Below are 16,118 nucleotides of genomic sequence, written 5' to 3' on the forward strand. Positions count from 1 at the left end.
ATTCTATTAATCTTATAAAGCAATCATTAAACTAATTTTAGTTAAAACTATTTGCAATGAAAAAGCTAAGAATATCACTTTTATTGTTAATTACGCTATCAAATACGAGTTGTGATACTGATGACACTAACACTTCAAATCCTTTAATTGAAACTGGACTTATTGGTGAATGGGAAATTATTGGTCGTGGTATTAACAATGTATCATCTTTAGAAGCGCTATGTTGTGAAACTTTAAGTTTTTCTGATGATGACAATGAAAGAGATTTAAACGGTTTATACATTTTTGATGAAAATGGTATTATTACTAATGGTTCTTTTACTATTAATTTAAAAGAAAACACCATTGACTATGCCACAGAAAACAGTGATACGATTACCTTAGAATTTACAATCAATAATTCTATCTTAGAAGTTTGGTATTTTGATGATAACAATAGAATTTGGACTACGTACATTAAACAATAAGTAAAAATTATGATTAAAAATGTGACTTAAATGCATTTTAAGTGTCTTATAATCGAATACAAATTTGATGCTTAAAAAAGCTAATTTTTGGCATATAAATTGGTATATTTACAATACTATTAATACTTAAAAATTAAAACAATCATGGTTAAAGCAAAATACCAAGACGTTCTAGACCTAGGAGAACAATTAAACATCCAAGACGGTAAAGTTGAAGAAGCAAACGGACAATTAAAAGTTTGGGGAACTGCAGCTACACAGTACGAGAAAAACTTACTTTGGGATAAGATAAAAGAAATAGGTGGTGATGAGCCTTCTGATATTATGGCAGATATTAAAGTTGCTGACGAATCAGTTTATGCTAGACACACTGTAAAGTCTGGTGAAACTTTAGGAAAAATTGCTAAGCACTACTATGGTGATGCAATGAAGTACAAAGAAATTTTTGAAGCGAATACTAATATTCTTAAAAATCCGGATTTAATTCACCCAGACCAAGAATTAGTGATTCCTAATCTATAATTAGAATCAAATTATAAAAATTAAAGCGACCAATTGGTCGCTTTTTTTATGCCTTAGACTTTGCTAGCTTTAGCAACGTTTCTATTTGTTCTTCAATTGTTAAATCTGAGTTATCTATTTCTATAGCATCATCTGCTTTAACCAACGGCGAATCTTCTCTTGTGGAGTCAATACGATCTCTAGTAGTTACATTTTCTAAAACTTCGTCATAACTTAGGTTATGTCCGCGTTCTAATAATTCTTTATAACGCCTTTGCGCTCTGGTTTCAGCAGAAGCTGTCATAAAAATTTTCAGTTCAGCATCAGGAAAAACAACTGTGCCAATATCTCTACCATCCATTACTATGCCTTTGTCTTTACCCATTAACTGTTGTTGTTCTACCAGTTTCTGTCTTACTTCAGAGATTGTTGCCACGGGACTTACATATCGTGATACTTCTAAAGTTCTAATCGCTTTTTCAATATTTTCACCATTTAAGTAAACTTCAGCGAAACCTAAATCTTCATTAAACTTAAAATTGATATGAATTTTGTTTAATTGCTCAATAAGTTTTTCAGAATAAAAAAAACCATCTCCAATTATGTCTTGTTGTAATGCATAGTAGGTTACAGCTCTGTACATAGCACCTGTATCTACATATATGTAGTTAAGTTGCTTTGCTAATTGCTTTGCAATAGTGCTCTTACCGGTTGAAGAAAATCCATCTATAGCTATTACAATCTTATTCATAGTTGTATTCTTATCGTCTTCTGCCATCTAAATCTATTTGAAGTCCAAAGAAACTAGTGTTAGAAGCACTTGTGTATCTGGCGTGTGTATAACTAAATCGCATTGAATTTAACCGAATACCTACACCAACTGATAAACCAGAAAAATTTCTTTGGTCTACGATTCTTAATTCCTCTGCTCGTCTAAAGTTATAACCAAATCTTAAATTAAAACCACGTTCTGGCCATAACTCTGCTCCCAAAATTAAATGACGTAAAGCATTATTGAAAAAACCAACCTTTTCTTGGGTTTGATTACCATCTAAATCTGTCGTTGCTCTAGCAGGATTAGATACACCTATTGGCCATTCTTGTAAGTTTTCCATCGTTAAGTGCCATCTAATAGGAACGTTCTCTAATGTCTGCGACATACCAAAATTGACTTCAAATGGTAAAGGTTCATTCTGACCTGCATACGTTGTAAACTGTGTTCCTAAATTTCTAACCGTTAAAGCTGCATGAAAATCTAACTTTTCATTAATATACATTATACCCAAATCTACTGCACCACCAACTGAATTGTATTGTTCTAAAAGAGAAGTAATAACCTTTACATTGGCTCCTACATAAAAATCGGTAAAAGGAATATTATAATTATAACCTGCTGAAATAGCTGCTTCATTTCCACTAAAAGTTCCTGTGGAATTACCATTGACGTCATAACCATCAAACGTTCCGTAGTTAATATATGTTACTCCAAAATGAAACGTTTGTACATGTCTGTCCCAAGTGTAAGCATAAGCAGCTGTTCCATAAGTAATACCACCTAAATAGCTAGACACGTTTACAGCAAGTTGATTGTGCATTTGCCAGTTTAAAGATGCTGGATTGTACAATGCCTCAGTAACATCATGATCAAAATTGGTAATAATTTTACCTCCTAATGCAACTTGTCTTGGAGATGATACAAGATTGAGAAATTGATAAGTAGATTCGCCACCCAATTGTGCAAACAACGGTAACGCTAAAAGCATAAAACAGAATTGGGTAACCCTCTTTATCATAGATTGTGCAAAATAAACAAATCTATCTTAAAACGATGATATGATTTTTTTATTTTTTGAGGTGTTTTATTTCTACTTTAACTTCAAGGTCTGTCCTACTAAAATCAAATTATCAGTAAGTCCGTTTAGAGATTTTAATTCTTCAACTGTAAGCCCATTTCTTTTGGCAATATTGTATAAAGTATCACCTTTAGATACTGTCCAAATTGAATTGTTTGGTGATACTTTTTTGTAATCAGAATGAGAAACATTTAATTCTTGACCTACTTTTATCAAATTTGAAGTTAAACCGTTTTTACTTTTTAATTCATCAACAGTAAAACCATAACGATTTGCTAAACTGTAAAGTGTATCACCATTTTCAACAGTATGAATACCAGATGTGTTTTCTGAAGTAGTTACTACAACAGGTGATTCCTCATTTGAAATATTTGTAGTGCTCTCTGGATGCTTATCGAAATTACTAACTCTAATTTTTTGACCAGGATCAACCAAAGTAGTCTTTAAATTATTGGCTTCTTTTAAAGCTGTTAAAGTTGTTTTGTAACGATTAGCAATATCTAAGAGCGTTTCGTTTTCTTTTACAGTATGATAATCAGAATTTGCTTCAATTACTGGTGAATTTTTAGCATTTCTTTCTGATTTTTCTACAAAATCATCAAACTTTACTGGACTCTTTTTGTCTTCAGGATTTACTAATGTGATTTCGCCTGTAACTACATTCAGTTTTGCAGGCTTACCATCTAAAACAACATCTTTAAATTGACCATCTTCTTGACTAAAACTATTCAGCCATGATAAAAGGGCAATACTAATCGTAAAAACTACCTTAAAGTTTTTTTGCATTCTTTACTTTTTGATTTGTAATCGCAATATCTAAAACCTCACTCATATCTTTTACATAATGAAAGGTTAGACCTTTAAGATACTCTGGTTTTATTTCGTCAATATCGCGCTTATTATCTTCACACAAAAGTATCTCTTTAATTTTTGCACGTTTAGCCGCTAAAATTTTCTCTTTAATCCCACCAACAGGAAGTACTTTTCCACGTAATGTAATTTCACCTGTCATGGCTATACTTTTCTTAACCTTACGTTGTGTAAATAAAGACACTAAAGATGTTAGCATGGTAACGCCTGCACTTGGTCCGTCCTTTGGAGTTGCACCTTCTGGCACGTGAATGTGTACATTGTACTTATCAAAAACTTCTGGGTTTATTTCAAACTTATCTGCATTGGCTTTTATATATTCCATTGCGATAGTTGCTGACTCACGCATTACCTTACCAAGATTACCAGTGATAGTGAGACTGCCTTTTCCTTTAGAAAGGATAGACTCTATAAATAAAATGTCTCCTCCTACTCTAGTCCAAGCTAAACCTGTTACAACACCTGCTACATTGTTGTTTTCGTATTTATCGCGTTCTAGTCTTGGTGCGCCTAATACTTCTATAACATCGTCGTTAGAAATTTTAACATTATATTCTTCTTCCATTGCAATGTTTTTCGCTGCATAACGTACCATTTTTGCAATTTGTTTTTCAAGGCCTCTAACTCCAGATTCACGTGTGTAACCTTCAACAATTTTTTCTAACTGAGGTTTTGCAATTTTAAGCGCCTTATTATCCAAACCATGTTCCTTTAATTGTTTAGGTAATAAATGACGTTTTGCAATTTCTACTTTTTCTTCAATAGTATAGCCTGTTACATTAATAATCTCCATACGGTCTCTCAATGCAGGCTGAATAGTATTAAGGCTATTAGACGTTGCTATAAACATAACCTTAGAAAGGTCGTAACCCATTTCTAGGAAGTTATCATAAAACTCACTGTTTTGCTCAGGATCTAGAACTTCTAACATCGCAGAAGACGGATCTCCTTGATGACCAGAAGACAATTTATCAATCTCATCTAAAACAAACACAGGATTAGATGTGCCAGCTTTCTTTAAACTCTGAATAATTCGTCCTGGCATTGCACCAATATAGGTTTTTCTATGACCTCTAATCTCAGCTTCGTCACGCAAGCCACCTAGTGAAATTCTTACATATTCTCTACCTAAAGCCTCTGCAATAGATTTTCCTAAAGATGTTTTACCAACACCTGGAGGTCCGTATAAACAAAGTATTGGCGACTTCATATCATTACGAAGTTTTAAAACTGCCAAATATTCTATGATTCGTTTTTTAACATCGTCTAATCCAAAATGATCGCGATCTAGAATTTTCATAGCGCGTTTTAAATCGAACTTATCCTCACTATATTCATTCCATGGTAAGTCTAAAAATAAATCGAGATAATTACGCTGAATAGAGTATTCTGCAACCTGAGGATTCATGCGTTGCATTTTGGCTAACTCTTTATCAAAATGCTCTTTTACTTTATCGTCCCAGTTCTTTTCCTTAGCACGTGCTCTCATATCTTCTATCTCCTGACCAGAAGATACACCACCACCCAATTCTTCCTGAATGGTTTTCATCTGTTGATGCAAGAAATACTCACGCTGTTGCTGGTTCATGTCACTCTGAACCTTACTTTGAATATCGTTCTTTAACTCAAGTTTTTGATATTCTAAGTTCATGTATTTTAAAGTCTGAAGCGCACGTTCTTTTAAATCATTGATCTTTAAAAGCTCCTGTTTTTCTTCAACCTTAAGATTCATATTTGAAGACACAAAATTCACCAAGAACGAGTTACTTTCTATGTTTTTTATAGCAAAAGTAGCCTCCGTAGGAATGTTTGGACTTTCTTTAATAATCTCTAATGATAAATCTTTTATAGAGTCTATTATTGCTGAAAATTCTTCATTTCCTGGTTCTGGTTTAGTCTCTGATAAATCAGAAATTGTTGCGATTAAGTATGGTTTTTCTGAAATAACTTCATTAACCATAAAACGCTTTTTACCTTGAATAATAACAGTAGTATTACCATCTGGCATTTTAAGCACTTTAAGAATACGTGCAACTGTACCTGTTTTATAAATATCTTGAGCAGAAGGGTTCTCAACCAATTCGTCCTTTTGTGCTACAACACCTATAACTTTTCCACCTTTATTGGCGTCGTTTATAAGTTTTATAGACGTATCTCTACCTGCTGTTATAGGAATTACAACACCTGGAAACAATACAGTGTTTCGTAATGGTAAAATTGGTAAAGACTCTGGTAAAGATTCGTTATTAATTAATTCCTCATCCTCTGGTGTCATCAACGGAATTAATTCTGAATTTTCGTCAAAATCTTGAAATGACAAACTGTCAAGACTTAAAAAATTTGATTTCTTCATAAATATATTTAAGCCATTCTGTCATTAAAAAATGATAGAAAAGCATTTAATTAAATGTATTAAAAATTAACTTTACACTGAATATCAATACATTACAAGATATTCAAAGTTATTCACATCTATATAATTTCAATTGTTATGCCATTACCTTTAGACTTTATAAAAGTTTTTTTATCAAAAGTGTAACAATGCCAAAACACCTTCATCTATAGAATAAAGCAATTGTTTTTTTGACATCAACCAATCAAAATATCGAACAGTTATTAGTGCTTTGTAAATCTTGTAACCAACGTGCGCAGTTAGAAGTTTACAACAGATATAACAAAGCCATGTATAACACAGCATTGAGAATTGTAAAAGATTCTTTTAAGGCTGAAGACATAATGCAAGAGTCATTTTTAACGGCTTTTACAAAACTTGAAACATTAGAGGACGCCAAACTATTTGGCTCATGGTTAAAACGTATTGTAGTGAATAATAGTATAGCACATTACAACAAAACCGTAAAACAAAACGAAGTACCTCTAGAACCAGTTCTGTACAAAGTTGAAGATGATAACGGCATTGAAACGCACAACCAAAATAATGATAAGGTGAAACAAATTATTAGTGTTATGAAAACACTAAAACCCAATTACAACTTGGGACTAACCTTACATCTTATTGAAGGTTATGATTACGAAGAAATCTGTGAGATTATGGACATATCTTATGCTAATTGCAGAACCATGATATCCAGAGCTAAAGAAAGTTTAAGAAAGAAATTAGAGCTAACAGCTTAAATGATTGATGTATGGAAAAAGATACTTTAGACGAATTATTTGATAATTTAAAAGGTGAATTTGATATCAACGAACCAAATAAAGGTCATCAAGATCGCTTTTTAGAGAAGCTCAATACAAATACAGTAGCTTTTACAGAAGAAAAGAAGTCTTCAGGTTTTAATTGGAAACCATTTTTAGCCATAGCAGCTTCTTTAGTGATTTGCTTAGCTGTATTTACAACATCAAATGCACAACCAGAAGTTATGGATTTGGCAAGTGTGTCACCAGAAATGTCTGAGACACAAGATTTCTTTACGGCAACAATTAATGCAGAATTAAAAAAGCTTAACAATGAGCGTTCGCCTTTAACTGAGCAAGTTATAACAGATGCGCTTAACAGAATTGAACTGTTAGAAAAAGACTATCAAAAGCTAAAAACAGATTTAACAGAAAGTGACAAAGACCAGCGTGTTATCTATGCGATGATTAGCAACTTTCAGAACAGGATAGATATTTTGAATACAGTTTTAGAACAAATTGAAACAATTAAAGAATTAAAAACCAACAGTGATGAACCAAAAAATACATTTTAGAATAGCAATTCTTCTATTGCTAATGCCATTTATAGCATTAGCAAACACAAACGCAGAAATTGCAAAAACCACGAAAGAGCGTAACATTAAAAAGTCTTTTAATGTGTCTTCTAATGCAACGCTAAAAATCAGTAATAGTTTCGGTAACCTTGAAGTGATTACTTGGGACCAAAACAAAATAGATTTTGATATCACCATAAGAGTAACTGGTAATAATGAAGAGAAAGTTGTAGATCGCTTAGAAAATATTGACGTTGACTTTTCATCCAGCAATGATTATGTGTCTGCCATTACCAAAATCGGAAAAAACAGTAAAAACTGGTGGAATTGGGGTAAAAAGATGAATCTTAAATTAGAGATTAACTATGTTGTAAAAATGCCAATGTCTGGTAATGTTGACCTCAATAACGATTATGGCTCTATAAATCTAGACAGGCTTGAAGGTAACGCAAAAATAATCTGTGATTATGGTAAAATAACCACAAAGGAACTACTATCCGACAATAATGAAATCCGTTTTGATTACACTAACAATAGTTACTTTGAATACATCAAAGGTGGAAGAATTAATGCGGATTACAGTGGCTATACTGTAGCAAAAGCCGAGAACTTAAAAATTAATGCAGACTATACAAAATCTGTTATTGAAGCTGCTGAAAACATAGAATATGTATGTGATTACGGTTCACTAAAAATTGACAACGTAAACAATCTTAGTGGCAATGGTGACTACTTATCGCTTAGGTTAGGTAACGTTTATAAAAACGTAAGAGTAAGAGCAAACTATGGATCTTTGAAGATAGATCGCATCGTTTCTAAAGCAAATAATGTAGATATTGATTCTGAGTTTATGGGCATTACTATTGGTTATGATAGTAATTACAGCTTTGATTTTGATATCGATTTAGAATATGCCTCACTAAGAGATTCAGACGCATTTAATTTTACAAATAAAGAAGTTGATTCTTTTGAGAAAAAGTACAATGGTTACCATGGCACTAAAGACTCTGGCAACTATGTAAAAATAAAATCACAGTACGGAAGCGTAAGCTTTAAACAACAATAATCAAAAAAACGAACAGTAACCAAACAATTCAAAAACATGAAATTATTAAAATCAATTACGTTAGTCGCATTCCTTTTTAGTGTTACAACATCTTGTGCACAATGGGGAAAATGGAAAAAACAAAAAGGAGATGGTAATATTATTACAGAAAACCGATCAACTGGAGATTATGATGGTCTAAAGGCTGCAGGACCAATGGATTTTAAATTAGTCCAAGGTGATGAAGGAACTATTACTATTGAAGGTGATGCCAACTTAATGCAATACATTATTACTGAAGTAAAAGGTGGTAAACTTGTTGTAAAAGTTGAAAATGGTGTTAATCTGAAACCTACAAAAACTATTGTAGTTACCGTACCCTACGAATCTATCAATTCTGTATCCTTAGCTGGCTCTGGTGATATTGAAAATTCAGGGACAATTAAAGCTAACGATTTTGATGTGTCCTTAGCTGGCTCCGGAGATATAGATTTAAAGATTAGCTCTAATACTGTTGAAAGTAGTATTGCTGGCTCTGGAGATATACAATTAAGTGGCTCTACAAAAGATTTGACTACCAAAGTAGCTGGCTCAGGCGATTTTGATGGTAGCGATTTAGACAGTACTAATGTTACTGCAAAAATCACAGGTTCTGGTGGTGCTAATGTGGTTTGTAATGGTGAACTTAAAGTAAGAATTACAGGTTCTGGTGATGTAAAATACTCTGGTAATCCAACCAACAAAGACACTAAAGTAACAGGCTCTGGTAGCGTTAGCAACTAGTGCTCAATCAATCAACCAAAAAAGAAGAAAGGACAAGTGTTTGCTTGTCCTTTTTTTATTAATAGTTTATATTAATTATTCCTAATGGCAACTCAAGAGGGTTGTTAACATCATCCTGCATAATACCATAGATAATACCTTTTAAGGAAGTATTATCATTTTGAATTAAATTATTTGTAAATGGATAATTTTGAGGATAATTAAAATACTGTACACCTGCAGCATTTTCGTATATAATTGCATTTAGACCTGTTTGATTAAGGACATTCATGTTAGCCATTAAATAAACGAAAGGACTGCCAACACCATTTTCAAAATTATAGATAAAAGATACTGAGCCATCCATAGTAGAATTATTGGGACTGTATATAAACGTTCTTATCTCACCATTGATAATTAGCTTAACATAACTCTCTGAATCATCTAAGCCACAATTACCTAATAAACTGATTTTAAGTTGTAGTTCTCCCGTTGGGTCACCACAAAAATCAATTTGGTCTTGTAAAGCTGTTTTGTACGAATCACATAGGCTAGAATAATTAGAGGAGTCTGCATTTTCAAAATTTTCAAAGGCTAATTCTGATGCGGCTTCATAGTCAGTACAATCAACATTTTGGTTATTATTACAATCACCCAATTCATCAATTAATTGTTGTAGGCTTCCATCTGCATCACCACAAACAGAAATTTGAACTTGTAATGCTTCCTTATACGCATTGCACAACTCTTCATAGTTTTCATCAGTTGCATTCCCAAAAGCAGTTTGAGCAATACTTGCATCTGCTGTTACTGTTTCACAATCATCTGGTTGACTATCATTAGAGCAATCCCCCAAACCATCAATTATGGCTTGTAAACTACCATCTTCATCACCACACTCAGTAATCTGATTTTCTAAAGAAGTTTTATAGATTACACATAGATCATTATAGTTCTCATCAGTAGCATTTTCAAAATTTATCTGTGCCAAATTTACTGCATTCTCAGCAGCCTGACAATCCGTAAAATCTTCTGGATCAATACAATCACCTAATGCATCTATGGCTTGTTGTATAGCACCATCTGGATCACCACAAGCTTCAATCTGATTTTCAAGAGCTTCTTTATAAGCATTACAAAGCTCTGTATAATCACCGCCGTCTTCAAATTGGTTAATAAAAGCCAACGCAGCAGCAGCTGTATTTAAAGAGGCTTGCTCACAAGATGTATTAGTATCTTGGTTATCCAAAATATCTTGATCTAATGGTTCATCTTCGCAAGTAAATGCAGTGAGCAACACAAAAAAAGTAAATAGTAGACTGAGTTTTTTCATAAATACGGTAATTAAAATTTTCTATTATTATTTCTTCTGAAGCAATTTAGGAAAATATATATAAAATAGTGATGGATTTTTTATGCAATCAACCAAAAAAGAAGAAAGGACAAGTTTTATTACTTATCCTTTTTTATTCAAATATTATTTCATCAAATAGTTGTGAGTAATTTTTAGACATAAAATTGATAAAATTACTTTTTAGATTTTTAGGAATCTCATTATCAATATCAACACAAAAACAAAACCCAGTATTTAAATTTCCGCCAAATGAAACTTTATTGTCTAGAGCAAAGTCCATCAAAATATCAATTATTTCATCTTCATAATTTTGATTTAAAAATTTTGATCTAAATTGAAAACATAATTCTCTATTCTTCATAAAAAATAATCACTTCGTCCCAGCTCCAAAATCTACTTTCCATTTTTCCCACTCGTCTAAGAAATAGTTAAGGATAATTGGGTTATCTAAAGTATTTTGTTTTGTGTCCGCAATGGTAATATCCGCAGGAAAAATAAAGGCTTGCTCTATTTGGTTTGGGTTGAGATATTTTAAATCTTTTGGTAAAGCTTTAGTATCGACTTTACTGACATTACCATCATGTCTGGCAATGATAAATCCCCAATCTCCAAACGATGGTATGTAGGTATGATAAGGTAGTACGTCTTCAAAAACTGATGCCAAGGTATTGTTGATACAACTAAAGACTTTGTTTGAGAAATAAATTTCACCAGATTGTGTTACAAAAACACCATCCTTTTTAAGATTTCGCTTCGCCATTAAAAAAAACTGTTTGCTGTACAATCTTGCCAATGCCTGATTAGTTGGGTCTGGCAAATCTGCAATGATTACATCGTACTTTTCAGTATTATTAAACAGATAAGTAAACGCATCTTCTGGTATAAGATTTACTTTTTCATTTTTGGCAGCATCAGCATTAATATCCTTTAGATATTTGTTCTCTTTTGCGAGATAAAACATGGTACTATCAATATCTACAACATCAACATGCTGTACAGAGCTATGTTTTAGCACTTCTCTACTCGCTAAATTTTCGCCACCACCAAGGATTAATACACGCTTTGGATTGTAATGCATTGCTAAAGGAATATGTACCAAAGACTCGTGGTAACGATGCTCATCCGCAGATGAAAATTGTATCACTCTATTAAGATATAACCTAACATCTCCTTGTGTTTTGGTCATTACAATTTTTTGATACGGTGTTTGCTCATTCAAAACAATAGGACGCTTGTAAATTTTCTGGTCCCAAACCTTCAAAAGCTTACCTCCAGACAACACTAAAACGACTAAAGCAATAACGGCCAAAAAGCCAAAAATGCTGTTTCGCTTTTTGTCTTTTAGCAAGGTGTAATTCAAAAGAATACCTAAGACAATATTTACAATTCCGAAGATTAGCGACGAATAGTACAAACCAACAAAAGGAAGTATGATAAATGGAAAAATCAAGGTTGCAATAAGTCCTCCAATATAATCTAACGATAATACATTAGATAAGTTGTTTTTAATATTACTCTCCTCTAAGGCAAAGGTTAGTAACGGCACTTCCATACCTGTAAGTAAGCCTATTACAAAAATGATAGCCAAACAACTGATTTGCAATATCATTGGAGATACATACACAAATAGCATATAAAGTAATGGCACAGAAACACCTCCTATAAACCCTAACAGATACTCTACATTGATAAAAAATGTGAGTGGTTTGTCCTTAAAAAACTTTGACAAAAACGCACCAATTCCCATAGAAAACAGATACACACCAATGATAATTGAAAACTGTCTTACACCATCTCCTAAAAAATAAGTTGCAGTTGTACTTATTAGCAATTCGTAGATGATTGAGCATAAACCTGCAATAAATACAGCAAATGGAATTAGTGCTTTTTTATTCATTAAAAATTGATTATGTTTGAGGAAATTAACCTGTCAAAGATGAATAAAAAAATTATAACTGGTCTTGCTTTAACTAAAAAAATAACGTTAATGGCTGCTGTAGCTGCTGCATTAACACTTCAAAGTTGTGGCGATGACGATCCAAGTCCACGTATTAAAGATGCTCAGCAAGAAACTGTTTACGAATCTACACAAGGTGTGATCACTGAAGTGGAAGAAGTAGAACCAGGAAATGATTATAAAATCATTGACGAGCGTTTAATTGACGATAAAGATAAATCTATTGCTATTGTACACACATTAGAAGGCACAGTAGATACATTATCTTTAAGAAAAATGAAAAATGACGAGTCGTCGTACAGTCGTCATTCTGGTTTAAGAAGCATTCTGTACTACTCGTTAGCCGCTTCTTATTTTAATAGAAGTTTACGTAACGTTACACCAAACCAAAGTAACTACAAAAATGCTTCTGCTTATAATAAATCTACAGGATTAAAAAACGATTTAAGAAGCTCTGCAACATCTCGAAGAGTAAGTGTACCAGGAAAATCATCTAGAGGATATGGCAGCGGAAAGTCGTTTAGATCGTTTGGAGGATAGTCGTTTTAAAGAGATAAAACGTCTAAAAAAGAAACACGTCCCACATCGCTTACATTGGTATTTAGAAGAAGATTATTTTTCTGAAGAATTACTTGGTATTTATCGTTCTGAGGTAGAACAACTACGTCGTATTTCTGATGAAGCGTTTTACTTATTTCAACGTGCAACAGACAAAATTATAGCTGAACATAAATTAGGTGAGCTTGGCATTCCGTTATCGTTTCAAAAATGTATTGAACATAGCTGGAAAAACAAGGATAAACATCCTTTTCTTTATGGTCGTTTTGACATTAATGGAGGTTTGAAATCTGATTATGGTCGCATTATTGAATTTAACGCAGATACTTGCAGTACATTACCAGAGACTTTATTGTGGCAACCACTTCAATTAGAACAATTAAAAGGTAATCCTCAAAGTTTTAATACTTTAAAGTTTGATATAAAAGATGCTTTGTCTAACCTAAAATCTTATTTAGGTAAAGACAAACCTGTATTTCTTGGCACTTCCTTTGGTTATGTTGAAGACAAAGAAAATGTTAACTGCATTATTGATATAGCTTACGAAGCTGGTTATAAACCATTTTATTCGGACTTAGAACATGTTATTTTTTCTGATGAAGGAGTATTTCATCAAATTGGTGATGAATATGAAGATGTTGATGTGCTTTTTAAAATGATTCCTTGGGACTGGATGTTTAATGACGAGCCTGAATTGGCACACACCCTTTCAGACTTAATTCTAAATGATAAAGTGGTGGTTTTAAATCCATCATACACAGCGATTTGGCAGAATAAAAAGTTTTTGGCTTACATTACACAAAACTTCCCGAATAATATTTTAGCTGAAACGTATTTGAGTAAAGAGCCTAGCTTGTACAATTATGTACAAAAGCCCGTTTATGGTCGTTTGGGTGAAAATATTTCTATTGAATCTATGGGTAATTCTGAAGCAATATCTAAAGGTGATTTTGGGCATCAGGATATGGTTTTTCAAAAGTTTTATCCATTGAACAAGGATGAAGAAGATTATTTTTATCAAATAGGAATGTTCTACACATTAAGAGCTTCTGCGATAAACTTAAGAACACAAGAATCTAAGATTATTACTGATGATTGTGAGTTTATGTCTCACTTTATTATATAAGATCTGGTGAAATAATAGAGATAGCCTCTCCCCTTTCAATCTGTTTTATAACAACTTTATCCGAACTAAAAGACTTCATTAATAGCTCCTGAATCTTTTTTGCATCAAAAGGCTTACATGAAAAGATATCTACAGCAGCAAACTGATGCTCTGGCCAAGTGTGTATACTAACATGGCTTTCTTCTAAAAGAATAAAACCAGTAACACCAATAGGCTCAAACTGTTTGTAAGACTCATTAACTTTAGAAAGTTGAATTTCTTCAACAATAGTATTTAATACCTTTTTAACTGTAGGTATAAACGATAGTGTATCTGCATTACAGTTATACACATCCCAAGTGATATGAGTGCCGAGAGAAGTTTTCAAGTTTAGTGCTATTTATTCTTCTTCAGAATAGGAGTCGTATGCGCTTTGCATCATTTCTATAAATTCGTAAGCATCATAGACTTTTACAAGTGAAGTATAAGATTCGTCAGCATCTACTTCAACCATTTCTGGTAGTGTTTCTCTTGGTCCATAATCCCAAGTAACTTTATTAATAACACCTGTTAAAACATCGTAGTTCCCTTCCATAGGAACACCTAAAAAAGTAACTTCTTTACTAGGTATTGTTGATGCATAAGAATTTTGAAAAGCTGGTGGTCCGTAATATTCGTCAGCCACTAAATATTCTGATAATGATGGGTTAATCATATATACAGACTCAGTAAAGTTATACTTTATAATACTGTCATTTTCTAAGGTTAACTGATGTTCTCCTGGTCCCATTTCTACCCAAACAACGTCTTTTGGCGGAACTAAAACTCGTAAAGTATCTACTACAATCTCTACAGAAGCATCTGTCGGATTATCTATGGCAAGGTCTACTTTACTACTACATGATGAAAATACAGTTAAAGATAAGATGGATAGTATTAATAGCTTTTTCATTATAGATTATTTAGTTATTGGCAATATAAGAATATTTATGTAGTAAATATCCTTAATTATTAGAATAGTAATAAAAAACTAAAGTTTATTGTAAACAAAAGTTATACGTTCTGTTATTACAAAATTATCAATCGTACTCTCTGCATAGAATGCATCATCTATTGCCGTATAAAGATTACCATTCTTAAAAAGACTTAAACTAGTACCATCAGTAAAGGACATTGTTACACTATTAATAGTTTCTGTCCAAGTAAAAGATTTATCTTGCATGATATCAGTGCACTCTGTAAAGAAGTCTTCACCGTCTAATGTTGGTGTATATGTAAATTCTGCTACAGACCTTAAAAACATCGTTCCTGTTGCATCTGCATTAAACTCTATAGTTTCATTATCATAGCAGTCTATGTCATCCAAGTAATTATTAGTTACAATTCCATCATTATTCAAATCTCTGAGTTCATCAGTATTCCATGATACCAATTTCCAAGTACCAACTACATCTACAACCTCAATTTCACAACTCCCTAATTCCTCAATAATAGATAATAAACTTCCATCATCACCACAAACCTCTATTTGATATATTAAAGCGTCTTTATAGACATTACACAAGTTTTCAATAGTGTCATTAGTAGCACTTTCATATGCCATACGTGCAATTTCGGTTGCAGCAATAGCTTCTTCACAAACATCGATTTCTTCTGTACAGGTACCTAAACTGTCTGCTAACAGCTGTAAGCTACCATCGTCATCACCACAGACCTCAATCTGGTTTAATAAGGCTTCTTTATAGGTAAGACACAAATCACTAAAATTTTCTTGTGTTCCGTTTAGGAAGTTCAAAGCTGCTATTTCTGTAGTTTCAATAGCTTCTATACACGAGGTATCTTCAACGATAATTTCACCTTCATAAGGTTCATTATCACAATTTATTGCCATAAAGAGTATGGCAAATAACCCTAACATAAATATTTTCTTAACCAT

18 protein-coding genes are annotated in these 16,118 nt (G+C 32.7%); 8 read left to right on the top strand and 10 right to left on the bottom strand.

Annotated features, from left to right (window positions below; all coding sequences use genetic code 11):
- Positions 1 to 56 precede the first annotated feature (56 nt).
- Positions 57 to 467 (top strand): hypothetical protein, encoded by a 411-nt coding sequence (locus ACXAFS_RS08770; protein WP_475306434.1) that lies wholly within the window; start codon positions 57 to 59, stop codon positions 465 to 467.
- 144 nt (positions 468 to 611) lie between these two features.
- Positions 612 to 989 (top strand): LysM peptidoglycan-binding domain-containing protein, encoded by a 378-nt coding sequence (locus tag ACXAFS_RS08775; RefSeq protein WP_171032520.1) that lies wholly within the window; start codon positions 612 to 614, stop codon positions 987 to 989.
- A gap of 46 nt (positions 990 to 1,035) precedes the next feature.
- Here the strand turns inward: ACXAFS_RS08775 and cmk are convergent, their stop codons facing one another.
- The 4 genes from cmk to lon all read right to left on the bottom strand — a co-directional run bounded on the left by cmk (position 1,036) and on the right by lon (position 6,044).
- Entirely contained in the window at positions 1,036 to 1,719 is a 684-nt protein-coding gene (gene cmk, locus ACXAFS_RS08780; protein ID WP_475306891.1) for a (d)CMP kinase, read from the bottom strand.
- Between the two features lie 10 nt (positions 1,720 to 1,729).
- Positions 1,730 to 2,761: a type IX secretion system protein PorQ gene (porQ, locus tag ACXAFS_RS08785; protein WP_475306435.1), complete on the bottom strand. Its 1,032-nt coding sequence runs from the start codon at positions 2,759 to 2,761 to the stop codon at positions 1,730 to 1,732.
- A gap of 72 nt (positions 2,762 to 2,833) precedes the next feature.
- On the bottom strand, positions 2,834 to 3,607 hold the full coding sequence (locus ACXAFS_RS08790; protein WP_475306436.1) for a LysM peptidoglycan-binding domain-containing protein: 774 nt from the start codon (positions 3,605 to 3,607) through the stop codon (positions 2,834 to 2,836).
- Positions 3,591 to 6,044 (bottom strand): endopeptidase La, encoded by a 2,454-nt coding sequence (gene lon, locus ACXAFS_RS08795; RefSeq protein WP_475306437.1) that lies wholly within the window; start codon positions 6,042 to 6,044, stop codon positions 3,591 to 3,593. The genes ACXAFS_RS08790 and lon overlap by 17 nt, the downstream gene beginning before the upstream one ends.
- A 230-nt stretch (positions 6,045 to 6,274) precedes the next feature.
- Between lon and ACXAFS_RS08800 the strand changes: the two genes are divergently transcribed.
- From ACXAFS_RS08800 to ACXAFS_RS08815, 4 genes are read left to right on the top strand one after another with little or no spacing between them, the layout of a single operon-like run.
- The gene (locus ACXAFS_RS08800; RefSeq protein WP_475306438.1) at positions 6,275 to 6,826 is read left to right on the top strand and encodes an RNA polymerase sigma factor; all 552 of its coding nucleotides are present in this window, start codon (positions 6,275 to 6,277) and stop codon (positions 6,824 to 6,826) included.
- An 11-nt stretch (positions 6,827 to 6,837) separates the two neighbouring features.
- Positions 6,838 to 7,401, top strand: a complete 564-nt coding sequence (locus ACXAFS_RS08805; RefSeq protein WP_475306439.1) for a hypothetical protein — start codon at positions 6,838 to 6,840, stop codon at positions 7,399 to 7,401.
- Entirely contained in the window at positions 7,379 to 8,467 is a 1,089-nt protein-coding gene (locus ACXAFS_RS08810; RefSeq protein WP_475306440.1) for a hypothetical protein, read from the top strand. Before ACXAFS_RS08805 ends, ACXAFS_RS08810 begins: the two co-directional genes overlap by 23 nt.
- 36 nt (positions 8,468 to 8,503) lie before the next feature.
- Positions 8,504 to 9,229, top strand: coding sequence for a head GIN domain-containing protein (locus tag ACXAFS_RS08815; protein WP_475306441.1), 726 nt, complete (start codon positions 8,504 to 8,506; stop codon positions 9,227 to 9,229).
- A 58-nt stretch (positions 9,230 to 9,287) separates the two neighbouring features.
- Here the strand turns inward: ACXAFS_RS08815 and ACXAFS_RS08820 are convergent, their stop codons facing one another.
- From ACXAFS_RS08820 to ACXAFS_RS08830, 3 genes are all read right to left on the bottom strand, one after another.
- Positions 9,288 to 10,541, bottom strand: coding sequence for a hypothetical protein (locus ACXAFS_RS08820; RefSeq protein ID WP_475306442.1), 1,254 nt, complete (start codon positions 10,539 to 10,541; stop codon positions 9,288 to 9,290).
- Between the two features lie 133 nt (positions 10,542 to 10,674).
- The gene (locus tag ACXAFS_RS08825) at positions 10,675 to 10,923 is read right to left on the bottom strand and encodes a hypothetical protein (protein WP_475306443.1); all 249 of its coding nucleotides are present in this window, start codon (positions 10,921 to 10,923) and stop codon (positions 10,675 to 10,677) included.
- Between the two features lie 9 nt (positions 10,924 to 10,932).
- Positions 10,933 to 12,459 (bottom strand): polyamine aminopropyltransferase, encoded by a 1,527-nt coding sequence (locus ACXAFS_RS08830; protein ID WP_475306444.1) that lies wholly within the window; start codon positions 12,457 to 12,459, stop codon positions 10,933 to 10,935.
- Between the two features lie 39 nt (positions 12,460 to 12,498).
- Between ACXAFS_RS08830 and ACXAFS_RS08835 the strand changes: the two genes are divergently transcribed.
- Together ACXAFS_RS08835 and ACXAFS_RS08840 are read left to right on the top strand one after the other, a co-directional pair.
- Positions 12,499 to 13,059: a Cj0371 family chemotaxis-regulating polar lipoprotein gene (locus ACXAFS_RS08835; RefSeq protein ID WP_475306445.1), complete on the top strand. Its 561-nt coding sequence runs from the start codon at positions 12,499 to 12,501 to the stop codon at positions 13,057 to 13,059.
- Positions 13,022 to 14,203, top strand: a complete 1,182-nt coding sequence (locus ACXAFS_RS08840; RefSeq protein ID WP_475306446.1) for a glutathionylspermidine synthase family protein — start codon at positions 13,022 to 13,024, stop codon at positions 14,201 to 14,203. The genes ACXAFS_RS08835 and ACXAFS_RS08840 overlap by 38 nt, the downstream gene beginning before the upstream one ends.
- On the opposite strand, the gene speD is transcribed toward ACXAFS_RS08840, so the two are convergent.
- The 3 genes from speD to ACXAFS_RS08855 all read right to left on the bottom strand — a co-directional run bounded on the left by speD (position 14,196) and on the right by ACXAFS_RS08855 (position 16,118).
- Entirely contained in the window at positions 14,196 to 14,570 is a 375-nt protein-coding gene (speD, locus tag ACXAFS_RS08845) for an adenosylmethionine decarboxylase (protein ID WP_475306447.1), read from the bottom strand. The two genes, ACXAFS_RS08840 and speD, sit on opposite strands and share 8 nt — an antisense overlap.
- A 12-nt stretch (positions 14,571 to 14,582) precedes the next feature.
- Complete coding sequence (locus ACXAFS_RS08850; protein WP_475306448.1) at positions 14,583 to 15,134, bottom strand: hypothetical protein; 552 nt, start codon at positions 15,132 to 15,134, stop codon at positions 14,583 to 14,585.
- A 78-nt stretch (positions 15,135 to 15,212) separates the two neighbouring features.
- Complete coding sequence (locus ACXAFS_RS08855) at positions 15,213 to 16,118, bottom strand: hypothetical protein (RefSeq protein WP_475306449.1); 906 nt, start codon at positions 16,116 to 16,118, stop codon at positions 15,213 to 15,215.

The organism is Winogradskyella sp. ABM4_392, from assembly GCF_056160445.1.